Below are 22,915 nucleotides of genomic sequence, written 5' to 3'. Positions count from 1 at the left end.
TGGTGTGCGCTGCGGGTTTGCAGACATGACTGTTCACTCCTGTTATTTATAGGCGTGGGGTTGAGAGTTCTGTCCTGTGACACCGAGTGGTCTAGAGCGGCGAACCGGACGGCTGGAGGGCATCGGCGCAGGCATAGTCCGGGCGGCTCATCGGCGCACCCACAGCCTCCAAGGGCACGTCCAACGCCTCGCAGAGGCCGAGTGCGTACGGAGCGACCTGCTGGCACAACTCGTCCAGGAGAGCGGGGATGTGCCGCACCTCCTGCGCGCTCAAAAGGCCCTCGCTGAGGTACCAGCCGTCATGAACGGCGACCTCCTCAAGGAAGTGGATCGCACACAACTGCGCCAGACAGCGCCGCAGGTCCGGATCGGTCACCGACTCCACCGACGCCTGCACCGACTCCGCCGCCAGGCGCGCCGCATGCGCCTCAGCAAGCTCCTCCGCCGGAGCCAGACGGCTGTTCCAGAACGCGAGGAGATCTCCCTCATGCCCCGGCACCTCAGCCAGGGAGTTCGTCAGCGCCTCGAACAGGCGGCGCTCGCGGGACCGGGCCAGCGCGCTCCACAGGGCCGGCTCGGTCAGGCTCCGCCCGACCGCCGGAACCACATCGTCGACCGGTGGCGTGTAGTCGCCTCCGACGAGCAGCGCATAAGCGGCGTCGAGCAGCAGGATCTGGTTGTCGGCCGCCGCCGCGTTGAAGGAGTGCGCGAGCACCTGGTAGTCCAGGAACCGGTTCTCACCGTAGAAGCCGTGCGCTCCGCACGCCGTGCGGCTGCGCGCCGTGACGCGTTCGGCGAGGCGGTCGACCAGCACCTTCATCAGGTAGGTCTGGCGCAGAGCCCCTTCGTCATGCTGTGCGGTGAGGGGAACCGCAGGCAGATTCTTGGCGATGAAACCCGCCACATACCCGCCCGCCAGCGCGCTGAACAGGGCCCGCTGCTGATTGCGGTACCGGATCACCGGAAGATCGGCTGCCATCGGCCCGCTGGTGCGGCGCCGGTGAGCGTGCTGCACGGCCAGCGACGCGCTCGCTCGGGTGACGCCGGCCAGCGCCGTGATCGCGGACTCCCAGGAAAACCGCATGATGCTCACCGTGCGGCGCACACGCTGATCCTGCTCGAGCGGATCGTGGAACTCGCCGCTTTCGCTCAGCGACGCGGAGTCGCTCAGCCAGCTGCTGAACGGAAGGCGGACGGCGTCGAAGGACACGCTCGCACAGTCCAGCGCCAGGGGTTGCGTGGGGGATTGGGGGACGATACGCACTCCCGCAGCCGGTCCCGCTTCGTCGCGCAGACGCACAAGGAAGCAGAACTGACCGCGCTCCTTCCCGCCGGCGATCAGCTGCGCGGTGACGATGCAGAGCCTGCTGAGGCCGTCGACCCCGACATTCGAGGGGAACTTCATCGCCGCCGCATCGGGGGTGCTGAGCACGAACTGGCGGCTGGCGGGATCGTAGACCGCCTGCGTGCGCACGGCGATGTTGCTGTTGCCGCGTCCCGCCTCGGTCATGCACAACGCCCCGATGGAGCGCAACGACGCCAGCTCCGCCAGGGGGCCGTCGAGATCATCACGTTCCCGGCCGAAGTCGAGCACCGCCCCCACGGTCGCGAAGTGGTGCAGGAACATCGCGTAGAACAAAGGCGGGTCCGCGAGAGCCGACCACTCAAGGACAGCCCGCAGACGGGTCCGGTCCTCAACCAGCGGACCTCGCGCTGCCAGCCCGTCGCTGATGTGCCGCATCCGCTGATAGGTCAGAGCGGCACGCTCGGGGGAACTCACCTGCGCGGAGCGGTGAAAGATGTCCGCGGAGAAGATGCGGCGCAGCTGTTCACGGTGGAGGTCGTAGCCCTCGTCGCGGATGAGGCCGCGCAGGGCCGTCACCGCGGACGTGGTCATCGGGTGCGGGTGGTTCACGGTCGGATCACATCCGTCTCCATCCATGCGCGGACCCGCGCTGCGATCGCAACGCCATGACGCGTCCACCGGAAGTGGTCCAGTGAGCTGCCGTCGGGCGGGGCGTAATGGCTGCGCCTCAGGCGTGCGCCAGGCGCCTTCTGGCACAACCGGTCCACCGCTGTGGGCGGGGCGAGGCGGTCCCCTTCCACGGACAGGGCAAGGACCGGCGACGTCACCCGGGCCAGAAGCTGTTCGTAGTTCACGTCCGCACCGGACGGCGCGAACCGTCCCGTGCGGCCCAGACGGGCCCAGTCGCGCATCAGCCGAGCCGACTGGCGGCCTCCAAAGCCCAGCCGGTGACCCGGCCAGTACCCCCACACGGAGGCGGCCGCCGCCACGCACTGCGTTCCCGCGAGCACGGCGAGGCGGCGGGAGCCGCGAAATCCCCGGTGATCGACGGAGCCTGCCGCCACCAGGGCGACGCCGCTGACCGTCTCGGGTGCCAACGACGCGTGCAGGAGGGAGATCTGACCGCCGATGCTGTGGCCCAGGGTGCACACCGGCAGGGCACCGAAATGGCGGCGCGCGGCCGCCACCGCCGCCGGCCAGTCACGCGAGGCGAGGTCGTGGTAGCCATAGCGGGTGGTGCGCCCGGCCGGGGGGCTGCTGTCGCCTTGGCCGCGCAGGTCCACCGCAAGGACCGCGATGCCGTGCGCACCCAACCCACGGCAGAACGCGTCGTAGTACGAAGCCGGCACACCCAGGGCCGGGAAGAGGACCAGCGTGGCCAGGGGCGGACCTGCGGGCTGATAGGCGAAGCCGGCAAGGCGTGCTCCGCTGCGGTCCAGGGCCACGCGCACCGGCTCGGCCGGGCCGTGCGAAGGCCGCTTCGGAGCACTCACCGGGAGCCGTCCGCGAGCAGCATGTACTCCAGCCGTGCCTGCTGGGTCTCGTGCGACCAGCGCTGCGCTGTCTCCAGGCGCTCCTGCGGATCGGTGTCCACGAGCCGACGCCCCGGCCATACCTCGTAATCCCCGATCAGCGCGGCGTGTTCGCGCAGGCCCTCCTGGAAGAGCAGCTCGCGCCGCAGCAGCATGTCGACCATGGGCAGGCCCTCCCACAGTGCGCGGCCCGTGGCGACGAGTTCCGCCAGGCGCTTGCGCTCAGCGGGGTTGTCCGCGACGTGGCGGCGCACGATGGAGCTGCCCACGGCCAGATGCCGGATCTCGTCGATATTCGCCGCGCGTTCCACGAGTGCCGCCGCGGGGTCCCAGGGCCGCCACTTGCGCTCGCTCAGCTCGGCAGCAGGCGCGAGGACGCCCTCCACCAGGACGGTCAGGGTGACGACACCGCCGTAGAAGTCACCCTCGCCGCGGACGACGTCCAGGGCGAACCGCTCGAGCGGATCGAGGATGGCCTCGCTGTCGGCGCGTGCCACGCGCTCGATGGTGGCCGCCAGGTCAGGGCCGTCGATACCCAGGCGCAGCAGGTGTTCCCGGAAGGCGCGGGCATGGCGTGCCTCGTCCACCAGCTGGGTGGAGAAGAACTCCAGGCTCGCGGTGTCGGGAGCGTGCGCGACGAGTTCTCCCAGCGCCCTGGCCGCCTTCTCCTCCGCGAGATGCCGGAAGGAGAACTCGGTCACCAGCGCTTCGCGCAGCGCACCGGGAGCCAGGAGTGTGCGTGTCGGTGCGAGGTCGTACCGGTCATCCTCACGCAGCGTGCGCAGCATGCCGCCGGCGACGTGCTCGAGCCAGTACGGCAGATCGCACTGTTCCGCGGTGAGTTCGATGGTACGAGCCCCCTCCAGGACGCCGGGAGCACTGTCGAGGTCAACTTCGGATGGGGCAGCGGTGGTCATCCGCCGTCCTCCTTCGCTAGATGGGAACCGACTGCACAGACAGCCGGGCGGTGGTGGATCGAGCGCCGACTGCGGTCATACGGCGCGGGTGATCCGCAGGAGATTCCATACGGAGGGCACCGAGGCGCCGCTCTCAAAGGCGAGGTACTCGGGCTCGATCACATGAGGGGCCCACTTCAGCTTGAATGCTTCCTGCGTCCGTGCCGGGTACAACGCCTGTCCCCGCCTGGCCAGCGTGGTGAGGGCGGAGTTGAGGACGCGGCTGGAACTGGACGGCTCGTGCCGGGGGTCCAGCCCTGCCAGGGGCGTCAGGCCCAGGTGCAGCCAAGGGGCACCCTCGTCCTGGAAGCGGAGCAGCGCGGTGAGGTTGAGCAGCTCCACGGTGCCCACGGGAGCGTCGGGGGCCCGGCGGGTGAGGTCGTAGAGCCAGCCTGGCCGGCGTCCGTAGGCCGGGGAGTAGGTGAGGTAGGCGACGATTTTGCCGTGGTGCCGGGCAAGGAAGGTGCGCCGGTAGCGCTCGCCCGCCCCGCCGCGTTCGCCGACCAGGAAATCGAGTTTCTTGACGTGGCGGCCCTTGTCACGCAGCCAGGCCATGTCGATGGCATCCAGCATCACCGTGGTGGCGGAGTCCGCTGAAGACTCCTCGACCGTCACGCCCTCGCGGCGGGCTCGCGACGTGTTCTGACGGATCTTGGCGAGGGCCTTGCCGCGTACGGTGAAGCTCCGCAGGTCGATCGCGTAGGTACTGCCGAACTGGTTGACCGTGAAGCCGCGCGCCTCGTAGAGGCTCACGTCGTCCGCGCGGAGCTGGGCGACGGTCAGCGGCCGACGAGGCCGGGGCAGGGCGTCGCGGAATTCGTCCAGGAGCGTGCCGCGGTGCTCTGGTGCGGCGAAGGGGCCGCCCAGTTGGACGGCTCGACGGCCGCGCATGCGGTAGGCGATGACCCCGGGGGCGCGGACACCTAGGTGGTGCCGGGTGCCGTGGTTCATGGCCAAAAAGGCGCTGGGGTGATCGGCGCAGTCACGCAGAAGTGCGCGCGGATCACGGGTGTTTGGGGCTGTCACCGGGCGTGCCCTGAGGCCGGCGCGTGGGAGGAAGCGGAGGGCTGGGGCTGTGCCGCCGCGGGCTCAGGGGGAGGCCTGTGCGGGGTGGTGCTGGAGGGCTCGAGGCCGATCCACTGGGCCAGCAAGTCGGCCATCCGGTTGCATACCGGGTTCATCTCAGGTTCCTTCACTGCGGGTGGTGGGCGGTGCCACGAGGGGGCGGGGGGTCAGCCGGGAGTGATGCGAGGCCAACGCAGTGCGCACGATCCCCAGGTGAGACCGCCGCCGAAGGCCGTCAACAGCACGCGTGTGCCTGGCCGCAGCTGGCCTGCGTCGACGGCGTGCGCCAGGGCGAGCGGAATGGAGGCACCCGCGGTGTTTCCGACACGGTCGATGTTGACCGCACAGCGCTCACGCGGCAGACGCAGCCGGTCGGCGACGGCATCCACGATGCGCAAGTTGGCCTGGTGAGCCACCAGCAGGTCCGGCTGGCTGTCGGGCCAGCCGGTCCGGTCGAGAACGGTCCGCGCGGAGCTGGCCATCGCTTCGGCTGCGGCGCGGAAGACCGCAGTGCCCTGCATACGGAAGTAGGGGTCGCTGGTCTGCGGCGCGCGGGGGGAGAAGGGCTGCCGGGACCCGCCTGAAGGCACCATGATCAAGTCGGCACCGCTGCCGTCGCTTCCGAGGTCGAACGGTCCCAGCGCACCGTCCTCACCGGCGACGCCCGCCCGCAGGACCACGGCGCCGGCTCCGTCCCCGAAGATCGCTCGAGTGGAGCGGTCCTCAGGGTCGAGGATGGCCGAATAGGTTTCGGCACCGATGACCAGGGCTGAGTCGGCCACACCCGCCGAGATGAGCCCGGTCGCCGTGGCCAGGGCGTACAGGAATCCCGTACACACGGCCGCGACGTCGAAGGCGGCGGCGGCTGCCAGGCCCAGCCGGGAAGCCACCAGAGGAGCTGTGGCGGGGCAGATGCGGTCGGGTGTGGTGGTGGCCAGGACGACAGCGTCCACTGACGATGTGCCGGCCGATCGCAGTGCGCGTACCGCTGCTTCGACCGCGAGATCCGAGGTCGCCATGGACGGGTCGGCGATGTGCCGTTGCCGTATCCCGGTGCGCACACGGATCCACTCGTCGGAGGTGTTCAGCTGCTGGGCCAGGTCGTCATTGGTGACCACCCTGGGCGGCAGCCACGTTCCGAGTCCGCACAGCACGGCAGTCCGGCCACCAGAGGGGTGGTAGCGGGTACTCACCTCTCGCCCCCGCCTGACTCGGCACTGCGCACCTCACTGGTCACCGCGGCGAGGTGGCGTGATATCTCCCCATAGGCAGTGGCCAGGGACACCTCGTGGTAGGACAGGCCGTGTGTCAGGCAGTACTGCTTGACCAGGGGCTGAGCGCGGCGCAGGTGGGGGCGCGGCATCCCCGGGAACAGGTGGTGCTCGATCTGGTAATTGAGGCCGCCATAGAGGAAGTCCGTCAGCATGCCCGGCCGAATGTTCCGGGAGGTCAGGACCTGCCGGGGCAGCCAGTCGGGCTCCTGCTCGCCGTCACGTACCGCAAGCCCCTTGTGGTTCGGAGCGAAGATCAGCCCCAGATAGAGACTGAACAATGCCTGGTGGACGAAGATGAAGGCGATCGCTTTGACCGGCGGAAGCACATAGAAAACGGCTGCGCCATAAGCTGCCAAGTGGACAGTCAGGAGCGTCAGGTCGAGCACGCGGCGTTGCTTCAGGTTTCCTTCGATGGCGGCCGCGAACCCCGAGAGGTGGACACGAAACCAGTCCATGAGGGGAAGAACGTACAGCAGCCATGACTGGTGCCGGATGACGAAGCGGGCGAACTTGCCGCTGCGGTTTTTGCTCTGGCTGGGGTGAAAGATGACCCGTCGCCGGACGACATCGGGATCTAGAGTGAGGTGGTTGGGGTGATTATGGTGGCGCGTGTGGTGTCCCACCCACCAGCCGAAACTGATGCCGACCAGAAGATTGGCGTGAAAATAGCCCATGGCCTGGGTCCGGCCCCGGGTCCGCCATACCTGGCGGTGCCCGATGTCGTGCATGACCAGGCCGGTCTGGCCGAACCAGAAGGCCAGGTAGACCGCCACTGCCAGCTGCCACCAGGTATTGCCCGCCCACGCGAAGGCAGTCCAGCCGGCAGCAAGGGCAAGGAAAGTGGAGGCGATCTTTACCCTGAAGTAGGCCCTGCTCCTGTCGAGCAGCCCTGCTGTCTTCATCAGCTCGGTGAGCTCGTTATATGTGCCCCCGCCAGCCGTGCCCTGCGGTGTGGAAGGAGGTGAGGCTTCAACCGATGTCATGCCGCTTCCTCTGTTTGTCCCCGGATATGACGGGTGGGAGCGTTGCGCTCTCGGTGAAGGAATCTAGGTGCCCGCCAATATCTCCGTCCAGCCATCTCCCCGTGCTTGGGAATGCTTTCCCGTGCTTCGGAGTGCTTCCGCCGCAGTTTTCATCGCTGAACGACCCGGCGGTGATAGCCTCCCGGGATTCCGGCGTTCCATCACGTCCAATTGCACCCGGTACGTGGACAATGAACTCCGCCCCTCACCGACGGCGAGGAAGGCCATGACACAAGACAGCAGCGCGGCCACCCGGACACGGTGCGACGGCGGCGGTCAAGCCGTGCAGCCCCGTGCACGCACATACAGCGCAGCCGAGGCCGCCGCGGCCGTGGGTATCACGGTGCGGACGCTGCGCTACTACCGTCAGCTCGGACTCGTTCCACCGCCAAGCCGGCAGGGACGCGTCGCGTGGTACGGCGACGAACACGTCGCCCGCCTGCACGTCATCTGCACCCTGCGACGGCGCGGCCATGCTCTGCGCGGCATCGCCGACGTCCTCGCGGTCCTCGCGCAGGACGCGGAACTCGCCTCACTGCTGACCCTGGCCAGCGGGAAACTGTAGGCGTGGTCGGGCCAGTCCCGACGAGCGGATGCCGTTGTAGCGGTGCGAGCAGGTCCGCCGGCCACCGACGGCACGCCGGTGCGGGACGTGCGGACATGCAAGTCATGCGGGGTGTACACAGGTGCTCAAGGACGTCACCGTGGCTGCCCGTCGGCGAAGAGGAGGGCCGGGAAGGGCGGTGGCCGGTCCCGGGGTAGCCGCCGTCGGCGATGGTCGGAACACCGCGGCATGCCCGGCCCACTCCTAACTCGCTGAAGGCCCGGCAGTCGTTACGGCTACCGGGCAGCGGGTCACCGATCGCCACGACCAGGCGGCTGTTGGCGTCGATGACCACCTGGAGGTTCGTCGCGTAGCGAGAGTTCTTGCACGAGACTGCGATGCTCCGGTCCCGGGCAGGCACCAGGTGCCGTCGACGATGGACACGGCTCAGTCCTCGGGGCTGCCCTCGTTGCGTGAGCCGTCAGCAAGACGCAGTGGACTGCTCTGCTCGCGAAGACGGGCAGTGAACTCCCGGACGGTCACCGATTGTTGTCCTCGTGACAACGCACGACCCACGCGCGTGACCGCTTCGGTTGCACGGGCGGAGCAGATCCCTTCCAGCAGATCCAGCGCTCGATGGGCGTAGAACACAGCCGCATCGACATGCCCCGCCCCCAGCTGCGCTGTTGCTGCTCGGCTGAAATAGATGGCGGCATCGCGCGGATACCGGTGAACGGGGAAACCCCAGAGTCCAGGTAGCGGAAGTGGTTGACCGCCTCGCGTGGCTGTCCCAGCCGCAGCAATGCGGTGCCTGCGCAGATCTCGATCCAGGCATCAGTGACCCAATAGGTGAGAACCACCGGGTCGACTTCCGCTTCTGATTGCAGGGTGGTGCGCGCGTCGTCCAGGGCGTGCAGACAGGCAAAGGGATCACCCCGGTGCGCCTGGACGAGAGCATGGGCCGTCTGCGTCAGCGCTGTGACGCGGGCGGCACCTCCGGGGCGTGCAGCAACCTCGGCGGCCCGCAGCAAGGTGGCGACCTCTGAGGTCCGGCCTAGCTCACAGAGCAGCATGGCGAGCATGGTCTGCAGATATGCCTGGAGATAGCCGAAGTTGGCGCTGGCAGCGGCCCTCAGGCCGAAGCGGTAGTTGGAATCCGCGACGGAGTGCCGGCCCGCGTCGAAGGACATCCATGCCCCTGCGGCCGCCGCATACGCTGCGAGCGTCTGCACAGCCCTGGCGGTCGACGGGTCAGAGGCCCTGTCCCGGGCCAGCAGATTGGAGATCATGGAGATCTCGCTCGCCGCTCTGTGGAGAAGACGTCCTGAGCCCATGCTGTCATCCAGCATGGGCAGGGAGGTGATTCTCGATTCGATCGCCTGCATGACAGAGGGCTCGGGGGGCCGTGCACGGTGTGCAGGTAACAGCAGACAATGCGACGTTCTATGAGGCCCTGGACCGGTCGGACCCGGTCCGTACTGCTGACGACTCACGGCGGACTTCCTCCCACGTCTCTCGCCGGCGGAGCCGCACCGCTCAGGGGCGAACGGCGTGTGAAGACACTGAGCTTCTTCGAGCTGGCCTCCGATCAGGTGATGGTTCATGAAGCGCAACGAGCGAGGCCCCCGGGGTGTTGATCGAGATGTCTGACGTCTCAATCACACTGCTCGGGGGCCTCGTTGGTCATCCATCCTGCCGCACTCGACCTGCCGCATGCACTCGTGGAGTGGGTCACCATGCTCATCGTCACCCGTGAGGGCGACCGGCGCTGCAAGCTCCGCCCGTCTCAGCGCGCGATGGTGGCACTGGTGTACCTGCGCGAACACATCACCCTGGCGAAGATCGCCGCCGGGTTCGGGATCAGCGAGTCCACCGCCCACGCCTACACCAACACGGTCATCCGCCTGCTCGCCGCCCGTGCACCGGGTCTACTGAAGACGCTGCGCGAGCACGCCCCCGACTTCGTCCTGCTCGACGGCTCCCTCGCCGAGTGCGACCGGGTCGGCGACGGCCGGGCCGATTACTCCCACAAACACCGGCGCCACGGCGTGAACGTGCAGATCGTCACGGACCCCGGCGGCCAGCTGCTGTGGCTCTCGCCCGCCCTGCCGGGCCGCACCCACGACCTGACCGCGGCCCGCACCCACCGGATCATCCGGATCTGCGAGCGCCAGGGCGTTCCCATCCTGGCCGATCTCGCCTACCAGGGCGCCGGCCCGTGGCTGACCACCGGCATCAAACGCAGGCCCCTGCAGGAACTCACCCCCACCGAGAAGACTCTCAATCAGGCACTGGCCGCAGCGCGAGCACCTGTCGAGCGCGGCGTCGCGAGGCTGAAGTCCTGGCGGATCTTCCGCAGGTCCCGATGCAGCCCCAACCGCATGACGTCAATCGCCAAGGCCATCCTCACGCTGGAGCGGCAACGCTGAAGAAGCTCACTAATCGGCCCTAATATCGGCAGGAGACGAACCGTCAGGGAAGGCACCCCGAAGCTCCTCGGGTCACTCGCGAGCATCAGAATGCTTCTGCGTGCGGTGCCGCACAGGTCTCATCCCCCTCCGCGATCCGGGCGAGGAGTTCATGAACCGAGGGGACGGCCTGGTGAGAGGAAAACGTGCGGCGCAACTGGTGGAGGAGGTGAGCCGGCAGCACACTGAGCACCCCCATGGCGCGCTCCGCGCCGCGCACAGCCTCATCCGGGTTGCCTGCGGCCAGATGGGCCTTGGCCGCGTACAGCAGCTCACGAGCAGTGTGGCTGGGGCCTGCGGGGCTGCTTGTCAGGGGCTCTTCGAGCAGTGAGGCGAAATAGGGAAGCGCCCGGCGCGGCTCACCGAGGTGGAACCAAGTCATGCCGGCTACACCGTCCAGCCATCGCGGTGTGAGCCACCGGTTGGTGGCGAAGCGCATTGCTGGATCCGCCACCGCAGGTGTGACGCGGTAGGAGGCGAAGGCGGCCTCCAGAGCGCGGACAGCCGCCTTTTCACGGCCGAGCAGGGCCCAGGCCTGTGCCTCGCAGGCGGACCAGAGCGCGACCAGGCAAGGCGGGGGATCGGACACCATGTGGCGTGCCGACTCCACCAACTGGAGGGAATCCTCGGCACTGCCTGCCTCGAGGTGCATGCCGGCGAGCGAGGTGGTGTAGTAGGCCGCCATCTGGGCACAGCCGACCGTGGTACTCATCTGGATGCTGGTGACGTTGAATCTTTCCGCAGCAGCGCTGTCGCCGAAGGCCGCGGCGTGTTCGGCGCACAGCCCAGCTGTCCGGGCTGCCAGGTGGTGCAGGCGGACACCGGTCTCTCGGTCGTAGCCGGTGTCGTTGAGGAGTTCGGCCAGGAGCTGCAGTTCAGTCAGCGCGGCCTGTCGCAATAGGGGTGCGTCGAGCTGCTGCTGCATGTACTCCAGGGCCTCAACACGCGCCTCCAGGAGGTCCGCTGTACGTTTATCCGTCACGGTACGCCCCCCTGTTCTCTCTGGCGGCACGGGTGGGTGGCGAAGTGTCGTACTGATCATCGTCGTGAGGGTGCTGAGGGACCTGCCGCGTAAGGTGAGGTATCGACGGGGCTGGCCATGCGCTGATCGCACCGTCTCACTCAGGGCCGATGCCGTGCTCTGCGCAGTCCACTGCTGACCCGTGGATGGGGATTCGCCGAGCGCTGTGTGAAGCCAGTGCGGCCAGCCCAGACGTTCAACGAGCTCGCGCGGTACCCGATGGAGGTGCGCGATGGCGAACTGGGCGGTGAGTTCTGGTTCGACGCGGCCGGATTCCCACCGGGATATCTTCTCGCGCCTGGCCGCCATGTTGCCGAAGCCCAGAGCTGCATGTGTCCTGGCTATGGCTTCCGCGTAGCGAGAGTGGGAAAACCCAGCCAACGCCCTGAGTACCTTCAGCGGATGGTGCACTGCCCGTTCGCCTCTCAACACTTAATTCTCACGACTCCGTTCAACAAGCACCGTCATTCAACTAGACAGGCACCGTTATTCAACGAACGCCATATATGCCCGATAGTAATCGCGCCTTGAAGGTTCATAAATGAAATTGCTGAGGAGGTGCAGCAGGGCACGGCTGGTCCCCACCATCAGGTGAGAACTCGCCACGCGCATTCGTGGCAGCGCGTGTACGCCCGGACAATGGAAGGAAACTACTCAAGAGAGACTGCACCCCCGACACCATCCCGCAGGCACACTACACCGGGACTGCCGTTCAGTACTGACCGTGACGTAAGCAGGGTGCAAGCCCGGACATAACCGCCCCAACTCGCGCTCGGGGGCCCAGTTCGCCGAGTGTCGGCCACACCAGAGCCGACCGCCCGGGCGCAAAGCAGATCCGGTAGAGGACTTTTCCGGCCCTCGCGATTTCGGGCAGCGCACCCATTTTGCCCTACTGATCTTTTCGCAAGTTCAGTGGGTGTGCTGGGTGGATGGCCAGAGCCGTGTGTGCGAAGAAGGGCCATGGCAGTTGGGGGTTGCGGTTGATGCGGTGGATTCTGTGCTCGGCGGCGTCGGTGGCGTCGGCGAGGTGGTCGCCGGCGAGGTTGGTGAGTTCACGCTTCTTGAGCGCGGACCACAGCAGTTCCACCGGGTTCAGCTCGGGAGCGTAGGCGGGTCATCGCCCGAGGGTGAGCCAGTCCTGTTCGGCGACCCATGCGCTCGGGACGTTGCAGATTCCACCCGAGTCGGCCGGTCAGCAGACGCCACACCGAGGCCCTGGACAACGACACCCCCGTTACCTGCGCCACTACGGCGCCGACCCGTCCCAAAGTCCACAGGTCGGCCTCGAACCCATGACCTTGCGCTCCTCGCGTCAACGCCGCCCGGACCATCTCGGCCTGGGCGTCGTCCAGCTTGGGCGGGCGACCGGTGGCCGCACGGCACCGCAGGGCCGAAACGCCGCCCTCCTCCCACACCCGCCGCGCCAACGCCGCACACTCTCGGCACACACACCCACCGCCCGCGCGATCGCCGCACTCGAGGCCCCCTCCTCGAACAACTCCACCGCCCGAACACGCCGCGCCTCCGCCAACTGAGGCCGCGGCAAAGGAGGAAGAGACGAGTCGCCACCCGAAGGCGAGGGCCGTTAAGCCACCCCAGAAGCCTCCCACTCACCAAGCCAGCACACGCCCCTGAACTTACGAAAAGATCAGTAAGGGCAGGCAGCGCGCAGGAGCGTCGCGGTGTTCTGCTGCTCAACCCGGGCGGTCCCGGCGGGCCGGGCCTGAATCTGCCGGTGGCGGGCCGGAGTTGAGCCTCTCCCTGGCCGTGGCAGTACGACCTCATCGGATTCGCCCCGAGGGAGGTCGGCCAGAACTCCCCCGTCGGCTGCGGCCTGACGCGCGAGGAACAGGACGCGGAGCCCGCGTACCGGGCCGAGACCTTCGCGCAGGACGTACGGTGGGCACGCGCGGTGGCCGCCAGGTGACGGGCCCGGCAGGGCGACAAGCTGCGGCACCTCACCACCCGCAACACCGCGCGGGACATGGACGTCGTCCGTGCCGTGCTGGGCGAGGAGAAGATCTCCTACCTCGGCTTCTCGTACGGGACCTACCTCGGCGCCGGCTACACGCAGCCGTCCCCCGGCGCGCCGACCGGTTCGTCCTGGACAGTGCGACGGACCCGGCGCGCTATGGGCGGGGCATATTCCTGAGCATGGCGCGGGCTACCGAGCCCGCCCTCGCGCGGTGGAGCGCGTGGACCGCCCGGCGGCACGCGACGTACCACCTGCGCAGCACCCCGACCGAGGTCCCCGCGACCTTCTGGGACCTGGTCGCCCGGGCCGACCGCAGGCCCATCGCCGACCCCAGGCCCATCGCCGACCCCAGGCCATCGACGACAACGGGACTCTCCTCACCGGGGACAGCATCCGCGCCGGGCGGGCCACGTTCTTCCGGGTCCGGAAGGCCGCCGCAGGGGTCGCCGGGCGGAAGCGGGCGGCCGGGCGCGGGAAGCCGGACCCGTCCGGCACGCCCCGGCTCTGCCCAGGCCCCGGCCCCGGCCCCCGCCCCGCCGACGTTCGCCCGGGGCGTTCCCCCGGACAACGGGACCGCGAGCACCTGGGCCGTCCTGTGCGCCGACACCCGAGCGGCGTGGCCGCGCGACCCCGAGCGGTACCGCCGCGGCGCCATCCGCGGCAAGGTCCGGTATCCGCTGTACGGCCACTTCGCGGCCACCACTCGTCCGCGGCACCAACTCCTGTGCGGACAGGAGAGGCCACCCGCCACGCTCCACCTGACCACGCACAGGCTCCCCGCCAAGGGCCTGACCTGCCGGGCGTCCGCCGGGCAGTAGGCGCGGTCCCGCCTGCCTCCTGGCGAAACCCCCTCGAAGTACTGGCGGGTATCCCGCTACTGGCAGGTATCGCGATCAACGATGAGAGCTTCGGGCGGGCCGCGGAATCGAACCACTCGCGTGGCAACGATCCGTGTGGCCCCTGGAGCAACACCGAAGCTCTGAAGCCCCGTTCGCCTCCCCAGACACCACCGCGTTCCCCTAAAGGGGTCGTCCTCGCCATGTCACCGGGCACCCCACGCCAGTGCGCTGTATGTTGAGAAATGGCCTTAAATTTCTGCAAGTCCGACTCGCGGAAATCGGAGCGGCGAATCCCGTGGCGGGATGAAGGTGTGGTGGACGTGAGCGACGAGTTCGTCGACCCGCCGGACGGGCCGCGGTTCCGCGACGTCTTCCGGGCCCGCTTTCGTCGGCCGGACCCCCAACCGGACCCCCCACCGGTGCCCATGCGCCCACGGGTCGTGCCGAGGGACCTGCTTCCCACCTGGGCCGGGCCGAAGATCAAGCCGTGGGACCCGGACCTGCGGTTCGAACCGTTCCCCTACCTGCGCCGGGCCGAGCTGTCGGTGCCGGTCGCGCCGAACGCGGCCCCCACCGACACCGACGTCTTCGAGTCCCCGGACGGCATGATCAAGCTGGCCCTGCCCGGCTACGTGCTGGTCCACGACCGGGTCGGCGAGACCGACGAACCCCGGATCACCATCACCGACCGCGAGGGCGTGGACACCCTCCTGGTGACCTTGATGACCATTCCGCCCGCGGCGGGATGGGGCATCGGCACGCTGTTGCACTCCGTCGTCGTCGCCCTCACCTACCTGCTGCCGGTGACCGGAGGCGGCGGGGAGATGACGCACGAGCTGGAGTTCACCAAGGTCACCTGGGACGGCCCGCGTGTGGTCGCCGAGATGCCCCTCACCGCTCCGGGGCTGCGCGAGCAGCTCCTGGCCGCGATGTCGTCGCCGCGGTACAACGTGAACCTGGTGGTGATCCGCAGGGTCGCCGTGGGAGTCCCCACCGACTACCGGTTCGAACAGACCGGCGAGATCGGCTACGTGGAGCAGGTCCTGCGGTTCGACTACGTCTCACCGCCGACGCCCCTGGTCCTTTCCACCGCCCAGCTGGAACGGCTCGGCGGCGCCGCGGGCCCGGTGTCCCCGATGCGGCGGCTGCGGATCTCCTTCAACGGGCGCGGACACTCCTACTGGCAGGACCCGGTCCGCCCCGAGCAGTTCTTCTTCGTGCCCGACCGGTTCCTGCTGGCCCGGACCCCCACCGGGCCCGCGCTGCGGGTGCGTGCCGCCGACGCCGAGAGCGAGGAGGACATCCGGATCACGGCCGAGTTCTTCGCCCGCGCCGTGACCGACCCGCGCCGGCTGCGACAGGCCCGTCCGGCCCTGGAGGAGCGGGCCAGGACCGACGGAGCGACCGCCCCGGTCCGTTTGGAGGTGCTGCCGGAGGCACAGCCGGTACTCCGGCTCGCCCTGCCCGAGGGCGGCGCCGCGCCCTCGGCGCTGACGTACCGGCCCGGCGCGCTGATCGACCTGGAGCTGGGGGTGACGCACGCCGAGACGCTGAAGTACGACGACTTCCGGCTCGTCTACGAAGCGCTGCTCGGCTCCTCACTCAGCCTGCTGCGTGGCGAGGTGCGGATCGGCGCGGGCGGCGACCAGCCCGAGGACATTCCGCTTGAGCTGCGCCTGGAGAACATGGTGGGCGACGTCCTCACCCTCACCTTGGGCGAGGTGCGGCCGGACCGGATCACCGGCACCCTCGCGAACGACACCGAGAGCCCGGCCCGCGTCGACCGGCTCGGCGTGAGCGCCGTACTCGGCGAGAGAGAGGTGCCCCTGCGCGTCGACGGGCTGGCGGCAGGCCGCAGGCTGGCCGCGGGCGAGCGGGCGGAGATCGTTCTGGTGCCCGGCGAGACGCTGCCCGCCGGCGGCCCCGACCAGCTCCTCCTCGACCAGAGCGATGTGGTGACGGAGCCCGACCGGCAAGCCGTGTGGGACAGGGTCTTCGACCGCACGGCCAACCCGCAGCTCACCCGGAAGATCCAGGTGGAGGCGGTGGCGTCGATGTTCACCGCCCCGGACCGGCCCGCGGACCGGGTGGCCGCGTTCGTCGTGACGGTGGAGAACGGCGGCACCGTACGACTGACCGAGGCGGAGCTGTCGGCGGCGACCACCGTACGCACCCCGATCCAGCCGCTGCTCACCGGTGTACCGGTGCCGCCGCTGCGCTACCGGACCGAGACCTGGTGGCAGAGCGGCGGCATCGGGGAGAGCGCGTGGAGACAGACGTCCGCGACCATCCTCGTGCCGGTGCGGACGGTGCCGGCGCCATGACGCAACTCACCGGCCTCCCGGACCTCGGCCGCCCGCTCGACGCCCTGCCGGGCGCCGCCTACCAGGCACGTGACCATCTCGGCCTCGGAGTGCTGCTGCCCTCCGCGCTCACCCTGGAACCACTGCCGGAGGGCGGCGTCGCCCTCCTCGTCACCCTCCTGCGCGAAGGGCTCAAGGCCGGCGGCCGGATCGAGGCGGGGTTCACCGTCGAGACCCCCTTGACCGAAGCCGGCGAAGCCGCCGCCACCAGCGGAACCCCCCTGCTCCTATCGGCGGCCGAGCCGCTCCGCGGAGTCCTGGAGGTGACCGCCAGGTTCGGCACCCCCGGCGCGGCGCTGGCCCCGCCCGTCACCCTGGGCCCGGACACACTGACCACCACGCGAGTCGTCGCCGAACTCCCCGCCGACGCGGCGGTGTTGGCCGCCCGCCTGGTGCGCGACGGGACGGTGCCCGTGGACGCGGCGCTCAGGCTCACCTTCCAGGCCGTCGCGCCGACGCTGCCGCTGCGGGCGACCGTCGACCCCCAGGCCCTGCTCGCCACGTTGACACAGCGCTTCGGCCCCGGTGCCACGGTCCCCTTCGAGCGGCTCGCCACCGCCCTCGACGAGGCCGTGTTCGGTGCCCCCTCGCAGCCCGACCGGGCGGCGGCGCTCGCCCTGCGGCTGCGGCCCGCCGTGTCACGGCCCGAGCCGGTCGCCAGGCCGCTGCACCGGCTCCTCGACCAGGTCCCGGCGGCCGCCCTCACCCTGGACCTGGCCGACGCCACGGCCGTCGACGTGGACCAGGTCTGCACCCTCGACCTCGACGCGGCGGCCCGCGCGCTGGCCGCCGGCGATCCGGCGCGCCACGTCCGCGAGGTCGACGCGCCCGCACTGCCCACCGGCCGGACCACGGTGACGTTCGCGGTGAACCTCCCCGCCCCGGTGGCGGGCCTCGCCCTGCTCCTCGCCGATCTGCGGGTCCCGCCGTCCGCCGCGCGGCCCCAGGAGGTCACCGCGAGCGTGCCCCTGACCGCCCCCGGCGGCGTGACCTCCACGACGATCACCCTCGCGCCCGGGGAACGGCTCAAGGGCGAGGTGCGCCTGCGGGCGGTCCTGGACGGCGTCGGCGAGCTGGAGGGCCCGTGGCGGCCCGCGCACACCACCCTGCTGACGCTTGCCCCCGACGCGTTCCCCGTCCCCTTGACCGTGCTCCGCGCCACCCGCGCGCTCACCGCCCTCGCGGTCGCCGAGGTGCGCACGGCCGGTGGCACGACGCTCGGGCGGGTGGACGCCGCGGGCCCGGTGCTCGCTGTCCCGGTCACGGCGAACGACCCCCCTGCGACGATCACCGTACGGCCGCTCGGCCCCGGCCGGCCGGTCCAGGTGCCGGTGGACCGGCGGCGCATCGACCTGGACCCGGCCACGCTGCCGGGCTTCGGCACCCACCTGGCCCGGCTGCGGCACGCACCGGTGAGCGGCCCGCTGACCGTGCAGTGGCGCCCGGAGGGCGGCGAGGCGGAGCCGCAGACGGTCCGCCTCGACGCCGACCGGCCACAGGCGGACATCCGCTGGACCGCGACCTCGCCGTTCCAGCCGGGCGTGCTCTGGCGCGTCGGCTCGGCGGACTGGTCGGCCCCGGTGGCTCCCCGGGACTTCCTCGTCATCGACGTCGACCCGCCGATCCTCGTGGACGGCGTCGAGCTGCGGCCCGATCCCGACCAGCCGGGCAGCTGGACCTACGTCCCACCAGGGCCATTTCTCGACCACCCGAACGCCATCAGTCTCATCGACGCGGGCCCGGCCGCGTTTCTGCAGGTCACCAGCCGCATCGACCTGCCGGACGGGCGCCGGGACGCGGTCCGGCGCGGCCTGGGAGGCGGCATCGACATCCACCCGGCCGAGGTCAGGGTCACCCGGGTCGCCGTCGAGACGAAGTCACCGGACGGCGTCTGGACGGCTGTCGCCGAGGGCACCAGCTCCGGCATCCCGCCCTGGACCACCGCCCTGTCCGCGTCGCTGGACGGCGACCGGCGCACCGCGGCCCGGGCCGCGCTGGACGGAACGGCGGGCTGGATGGCACTCGTCGCCGAGTTGACCGTCGCCGGGCGGCCCGTCCGGCGGACCCGGGACATCGCCGCACTCATCGCCACCGCCCACGACTGAGGAGATCGACATGCTGCAGTTCCTCGGAGCCCTGGACCTCCCCGAGGCCACCGTCTACCTGGACGACACCGATGACACGCTGGGCTACGTCCTGCCCAAGAACGTGGTGCTGCGCAGGGACACCGGCGGCAAGGCCGTGTTCAAGTTCCTCAAGTACCGCACGACGAGGCCGATGCCCAACGGCGATGTAGGGGCCGGCCTTGTCTTCATGGACGTCGAGCTGTCACTGACCCCGGAACAAGATCAGGCCGTGCGGGTACGGTTCGCCCAGCACGTCACCGCGCGCCGCGGCCCTGGCGCCCCACCGGTCGCACCCGAGCAGGTCACGCTCTCCAAGCCCACGGTGACCAAGGCCGACGTGGTCGTGGACATCCTGGCGAGCAGCGGCGCGCTGGTGCAGAAGGTCAACCACGCCGGGACACCGTCGATGTACGGCAACAACGTCGTGGCGATCTCCGCCGAGCTGAGCCAGCTGGGCGTGCCCGTCTTCGAGGCGGCGATGAGCGGCCAGGGCGCCGGGGGAGTCCGGGTCGTGTACCACCTGCGCTTCGCGGGCCGGATGCCTCCGGTCACGGTGACCGGCACCTGGACCGCCCAGAAGTTCTACAGCTTCGTCCAAGACGTGGACTTCGAGGAGAACTTCTGGTCCGAGGACGACTTCAGCGAGACGGTCTCCGAACTCTTCGTCAACTCCGAGTCCCGTATCGTGCGCACCGATCCCGGCGCCCTGGAGACCAACGACCCCGAGGTCGCCAAGATGCTGACCGCGCTGGAGGCCTCGGTCGGCCAGCAGCTCGACGACGCGGTCAAGCGGAACCTGCTGGAGACGATCCCCCCGGAGAACCGCGACTTCTCCAAGATCCGCGACGAGGACTTCGAGAACATCCACCGCTCGGTCACGACCAACAAGATCGCCGACGTGCGGATCGAGGTCAGCAGGAACCAGGTGTTCGGCATCGACGTGTACCCCCAGGGCAACATGCAGTCCCTGCCCAGCCAGGGCTACAACTGGCCCGACTACATGCAGGAGGTGGACACCGACGATCCCTTCTTCCGCCAGCTCAACCTGAACATCCTGGTCAACGCCGACTTCACGGAACTGCCGATCTTCAGCGTCGAAGTGAAGATCGACTACCCTCCGCACACCGCGCGGCACGGCATCCAGACGTTCATGTTCCGCGGGCCCGAGGACGTGGGCAAGTTCACGGCGTTCATCGACGGCGGATCGACCGAGTTCAAGTACCAGTACGTGGTCAACTACGAAGGCGAGAGCCGCACGTTCACCTCGCCGTGGGTCACCGACACCACCACCGACCTGATCATCAACATCGACGAGCTGGGGCTCTGGCTGGTCGATGTGGAACTCGGCGACATGAACTTCGACCAGGTCAAGCGGGCCGTGCTGACCCTGGAGCACCCGCCGGTGAACGGCGCGCCGCTGGTCCAGCGGTTCCAGATCGACGCGCAGACGACGAAGCTGGCCGTCAAGGAGGTCCTGCTCCAGCCTGTCCAGCCCTACGGCGGATCGGTCAAGTACTTCATGCAGGACGGCCGCGAGTTCGTCAGGAACCTCAGCGCCCTGACCGGCCAGCGGTTCTACGTGGACGACCCGTTCTCCGCCAACCGGACGGTCCAGGTGCGCACCCGGGGCGACTTCGAACGGTCGGTGGACACCATCTTCCTGGACCTGTCCTACGACGACGAGGTCAACGGCTACCGGCAGACCGAATCGGTCGCGCTGTCGAAGGACAAGCGGTTCCTGGACTGGCGCTTCCCGGTGATCGACGAGCGGGGCGGAAAGGTCGTCTGGCGCACCGTCACCACGTTCCGCGACGGCAGCGACAAGGACTCGGGCGAGCAGACACTCACCGGCTCCCTGCTGCTCGTGGGCCCCGCCTCGGACACCCTGACGGTCACCGTGGTGCCCGACCTCGTCGACTGGACAGCCACCAAGCTGGCGAAGGTGACGCTCCACTACACCGACCCCGGCAACCAGATCGACGACACGCAGACCTTCGTCTTCCGCAAGGGCGACACGGAGAAGACGTACGAACGAGTCGTACTGGACCGGACGCTGAAGCGCTACGAGTGGCAGGCCGACTACTTCCCGCTCGACGGCAGTACTCCGCATCACACCCAGGGCACCGGCACCGACGAGGTCCTCATCCTCGAGAACCCCGCCTGAGAGGGCCGCGCACATGCTCCAGGAGAAGCCCCCGTACTACCGGATCGACGACAAGCTGATCCTCGGTGACCACGCCGACCCCCGGCAGTTCTACTGCATGCCGCTGGCACCGCGCTTCGTGACCCGCGCGGACGGCGCCATGGAGGTGCCGTCGTTCCAGCTCATCAAGTTCCGGTCGGAGACCCTCAGCGGCGGCTTCGCCGACTTCGACGTGCACCTGGGCATGACCGCCGCCGAACAGGCGGACGTGACAGCCGCGTTGAAGAGCCTGTCCGGCCTGTCACAGACTCCGCTGGTGTCGCCGCTGCCGGTCATCGACGGGTCGGTGTCGCTGATGCTCTTCGGTCACAGAGACGAAGGCGGTGGGGGAGCGGGCGGCGATCCGGTGTTCGTACGGACCGCCCTGCACGCCGCCAAGCCCTCGCTGTACGGGGACAACAGGGCCGCGTTCTCCGTCGAGCTGGACGAGCGCGGCACGACCATCCTGGACCGGGCGATGCGCGGCGAGCTGTCCCCCATCGGGGTCGTGTACAGCCTCGACTACCTGGCGCTGCGCCCGGCCTACCACGTCAAGCTCACCATCGACTGGGACCGGGTGCAGGACATCCTCGACACGTCGTTCGGTCACGAGGGCCTGTTCGACTCGGTGCAGATCCAGGACGTGATGGAGCGCCTCGAGGAAGAGCGCGCGATCGTCTACGAGGTCGACACGTTCGTCCCGGAGGACGACGAGACCGGCACGTTCACCCAGCGCCGTGACGCGGCCGCGGCCCGCGCCCGCGACATGATCACTGACGCGTTCTTCGAGAGTTCCCTCGCGCCGCTGCGCGAGGAGCCCGACGGCTGGGACCGGGCCCGCGAGGTGGTCAGCGCGTTCGCGCCGAGCCGGAGCACCCCGTCCGGCGCGTTCACCTACCAGCGCACGCACTACAACCGGGTGGACAAGAAACGGCTCGACGTGGACCTGTCGGAGCGGACGACCGTGCGCCGCACCATCTATCCGCAGGGCCATCTCAGCGGCCTGTTCAGGGAGTTCGGCGCGGGCCTCGATCCGGACCGGCTCATCATCAGCGTCGACGCCGACGACCCCTGGTTCAAGCGGCGCCGGCTCAAGGTCGTATCCCAGGCCGACTTCGTCCGCGACCCCGTACGATCCCTCACCGCGTCCGCGACGTACGGCGGCACCGTCAAGACGGTGCGCCTTGACGCCCAGCACACCCAGGACGAGATGAGCTGGCCCTCCACCCTCTCCGGCGGGGCGATGGTCCAGCCGGTGGACCTCACGTTCACCGTGGACCTGGTGCCCGCGGACGGCGGGGAACGGCCCGGAAGGCTGTCGTCCCCGCCCGTCCAGGTCCTTGGCGACACGGTGGCCCTGGAGCCGCGCGACCTGTTCTCCCAGGAGCCCATCCCGCTGCTGACCCGCCCCGGTTTCCCCTTCGACCGGTACCCGCACATCGACGTACGGCTGCGCTACGAGGACCCCGACCACCGCATCCGCCAGGACGACGTCGTCCGCCTCAGCGCGCAGCGACCGGACGCGACCTGGCACAGGTTCCTCGTGGGGGAGCCCGCGGGCCCGGTGCTCGCCGAGATCACCTACCGGGGCGCGGACCAGCGCGACCACGTCCTTCCGTCGGCTCCTTTGGCCGCGCCCCAGGTGGACGTGGCCGACCCGTTCCCGGCGCGGCTGAGGGTGACGGTCGTGTCGGCGCTCGACTTCACCCAGGTGGAACGGGCGTGGGTGGACTTCTCCTACGACGACGCGGCACACGGTGTCCACGCCGAGGACACCGTGGAGATCACCGAGGACACGCCCGTCGTCCGGCCGTTCGTCGTGGACCGGGTCGATCCGCGGGCCGCTCTGGTCCGCTACCGGATGACGCTGCTGATGCGCGACTCCACCGTGTTCGAGGGGCCGTGGTCGACCACGCTGCGGCCACGCGTCTTCGTCCGGGCGGACCTGCGCGGCCACCGCGCGGTGACCCTGCGCTCGCCGGCCGACTTCGCCGCCAAGGGACTGGAGCGCATCCACGTCGAGGCACGGGCACAGGACCCGCTCTCCGGCCTCTCGTTCGCCGACGCCTTCGACTTCACCGGTCCCGGCACCACCGGCGTGTTCGAGTTCGACTTCGTCGATCCGGCGCGGGATTCCTACGACTTGAGGGTCCGCAGGCTCTTCCGTAACGGCCTGTCCGAAGAGCAGGACTGGACCCGCTTCGACGACGACGTGGTGACCGTCCCCGCGACCACCTGACCC

Annotated in this window: 19 protein-coding genes and 1 pseudogene; 8 read left to right on the top strand and 12 right to left on the bottom strand. The window is 69.4% G+C overall.

Annotated features, from left to right (window positions below):
* Window positions 1–91: 91 nt before the first annotated feature.
* From AC07GB_RS30230 to AC07GB_RS30205, 6 genes are all read right to left on the bottom strand, one after another.
* Entirely contained in the window at window positions 92–1,915 is a 1,824-nt protein-coding gene (locus AC07GB_RS30230; protein WP_478850947.1) for an acyl-CoA dehydrogenase, read from the bottom strand.
* Window positions 1,912–2,799, bottom strand: coding sequence for an alpha/beta hydrolase family protein (locus AC07GB_RS30225; protein WP_478850945.1), 888 nt, complete (start codon window positions 2,797–2,799; stop codon window positions 1,912–1,914). Before AC07GB_RS30225 ends, AC07GB_RS30230 begins: the two co-directional genes overlap by 4 nt.
* Window positions 2,796–3,755, bottom strand: coding sequence for a ferritin family protein (locus AC07GB_RS30220; RefSeq protein ID WP_478850943.1), 960 nt, complete (start codon window positions 3,753–3,755; stop codon window positions 2,796–2,798). Before AC07GB_RS30220 ends, AC07GB_RS30225 begins: the two co-directional genes overlap by 4 nt.
* Before the next feature lie 75 nt (window positions 3,756–3,830).
* Window positions 3,831–4,745, bottom strand: coding sequence for a phosphatidylglycerol lysyltransferase domain-containing protein (locus tag AC07GB_RS30215; RefSeq protein WP_478850941.1), 915 nt, complete (start codon window positions 4,743–4,745; stop codon window positions 3,831–3,833).
* Window positions 4,746–5,026: 281 nt separating this feature from the next.
* A complete protein-coding gene (locus tag AC07GB_RS30210) occupies window positions 5,027–6,052 on the bottom strand; it encodes a beta-ketoacyl-ACP synthase III (RefSeq protein WP_478850939.1) in 1,026 nt (341 codons plus the stop codon).
* Window positions 6,049–7,116, bottom strand: coding sequence for a fatty acid desaturase family protein (locus AC07GB_RS30205; protein ID WP_478850937.1), 1,068 nt, complete (start codon window positions 7,114–7,116; stop codon window positions 6,049–6,051). The genes AC07GB_RS30210 and AC07GB_RS30205 overlap by 4 nt, the downstream gene beginning before the upstream one ends.
* A gap of 265 nt (window positions 7,117–7,381) precedes the next feature.
* Between AC07GB_RS30205 and AC07GB_RS30200 the strand changes: the two genes are divergently transcribed.
* Window positions 7,382–7,720, top strand: coding sequence for a MerR family transcriptional regulator (locus AC07GB_RS30200; RefSeq protein WP_478850935.1), 339 nt, complete (start codon window positions 7,382–7,384; stop codon window positions 7,718–7,720).
* Between the two features lie 166 nt (window positions 7,721–7,886).
* Here AC07GB_RS30200 and AC07GB_RS30195 read toward each other — a convergent pair.
* Window positions 7,887–8,123 (bottom strand): annotated as a pseudogene (locus AC07GB_RS30195) (transposase); the annotation flags it as partial.
* A gap of 115 nt (window positions 8,124–8,238) precedes the next feature.
* Complete coding sequence (locus AC07GB_RS30190; RefSeq protein ID WP_478850933.1) at window positions 8,239–9,084, bottom strand: hypothetical protein; 846 nt, start codon at window positions 9,082–9,084, stop codon at window positions 8,239–8,241.
* A 294-nt stretch (window positions 9,085–9,378) separates the two neighbouring features.
* Between AC07GB_RS30190 and AC07GB_RS30185 the strand changes: the two genes are divergently transcribed.
* Window positions 9,379–10,128, top strand: coding sequence for a transposase (locus AC07GB_RS30185; protein WP_478850931.1), 750 nt, complete (start codon window positions 9,379–9,381; stop codon window positions 10,126–10,128).
* 85 nt (window positions 10,129–10,213) lie between these two features.
* On the opposite strand, the gene AC07GB_RS30180 is transcribed toward AC07GB_RS30185, so the two are convergent.
* The 4 genes from AC07GB_RS30180 to AC07GB_RS30165 all read right to left on the bottom strand — a co-directional run bounded on the left by AC07GB_RS30180 (window position 10,214) and on the right by AC07GB_RS30165 (window position 12,692).
* Complete coding sequence (locus AC07GB_RS30180; protein WP_478850929.1) at window positions 10,214–11,092, bottom strand: hypothetical protein; 879 nt, start codon at window positions 11,090–11,092, stop codon at window positions 10,214–10,216.
* Between the two features lie 985 nt (window positions 11,093–12,077).
* Window positions 12,078–12,275, bottom strand: a complete 198-nt coding sequence (locus AC07GB_RS30175; RefSeq protein ID WP_478851006.1) for a transposase — start codon at window positions 12,273–12,275, stop codon at window positions 12,078–12,080.
* Window positions 12,241–12,576 (bottom strand): winged helix-turn-helix domain-containing protein, encoded by a 336-nt coding sequence (locus AC07GB_RS30170; RefSeq protein ID WP_478850992.1) that lies wholly within the window; start codon window positions 12,574–12,576, stop codon window positions 12,241–12,243. The genes AC07GB_RS30175 and AC07GB_RS30170 overlap by 35 nt, the downstream gene beginning before the upstream one ends.
* Window positions 12,501–12,692 carry a hypothetical protein gene (locus AC07GB_RS30165; protein WP_478850927.1) on the bottom strand — a complete coding sequence of 64 codons (192 nt, stop codon included), beginning with the start codon at window positions 12,690–12,692 and terminating at the stop codon, window positions 12,501–12,503. The genes AC07GB_RS30170 and AC07GB_RS30165 overlap by 76 nt, the downstream gene beginning before the upstream one ends.
* Before the next feature lie 480 nt (window positions 12,693–13,172).
* Between AC07GB_RS30165 and AC07GB_RS30160 the strand changes: the two genes are divergently transcribed.
* The 6 genes from AC07GB_RS30160 (at window position 13,173) to AC07GB_RS30135 (ending at window position 22,912) form a co-directional block, all read left to right on the top strand.
* Window positions 13,173–13,340, top strand: coding sequence for a hypothetical protein (locus tag AC07GB_RS30160; RefSeq protein WP_478850925.1), 168 nt, complete (start codon window positions 13,173–13,175; stop codon window positions 13,338–13,340).
* Window positions 13,341–13,342: 2 nt separating this feature from the next.
* Window positions 13,343–13,981 (top strand): hypothetical protein, encoded by a 639-nt coding sequence (locus tag AC07GB_RS30155; protein WP_478850923.1) that lies wholly within the window; start codon window positions 13,343–13,345, stop codon window positions 13,979–13,981.
* Window positions 13,982–14,322: 341 nt separating this feature from the next.
* Window positions 14,323–16,326, top strand: a complete 2,004-nt coding sequence (locus tag AC07GB_RS30150) for a hypothetical protein (protein WP_478850921.1) — start codon at window positions 14,323–14,325, stop codon at window positions 16,324–16,326.
* Window positions 16,323–18,470: a hypothetical protein gene (locus AC07GB_RS30145; RefSeq protein ID WP_478850919.1), complete on the top strand. Its 2,148-nt coding sequence runs from the start codon at window positions 16,323–16,325 to the stop codon at window positions 18,468–18,470. The genes AC07GB_RS30150 and AC07GB_RS30145 overlap by 4 nt, the downstream gene beginning before the upstream one ends.
* Window positions 18,471–18,480: 10 nt before the next feature.
* Entirely contained in the window at window positions 18,481–20,655 is a 2,175-nt protein-coding gene (locus tag AC07GB_RS30140; RefSeq protein WP_478850917.1) for a hypothetical protein, read from the top strand.
* Window positions 20,656–20,668: 13 nt separating this feature from the next.
* Window positions 20,669–22,912 (top strand): hypothetical protein, encoded by a 2,244-nt coding sequence (locus AC07GB_RS30135; RefSeq protein ID WP_478850915.1) that lies wholly within the window; start codon window positions 20,669–20,671, stop codon window positions 22,910–22,912.
* The last annotated feature ends 3 nt before the right edge of the window (window positions 22,913–22,915 follow it).

It is taken from the genome of Streptomyces sp. NPDC045778 (genome assembly GCF_056431945.1).
This window is presented reverse-complemented; position numbering and strand designations above follow the sequence as displayed.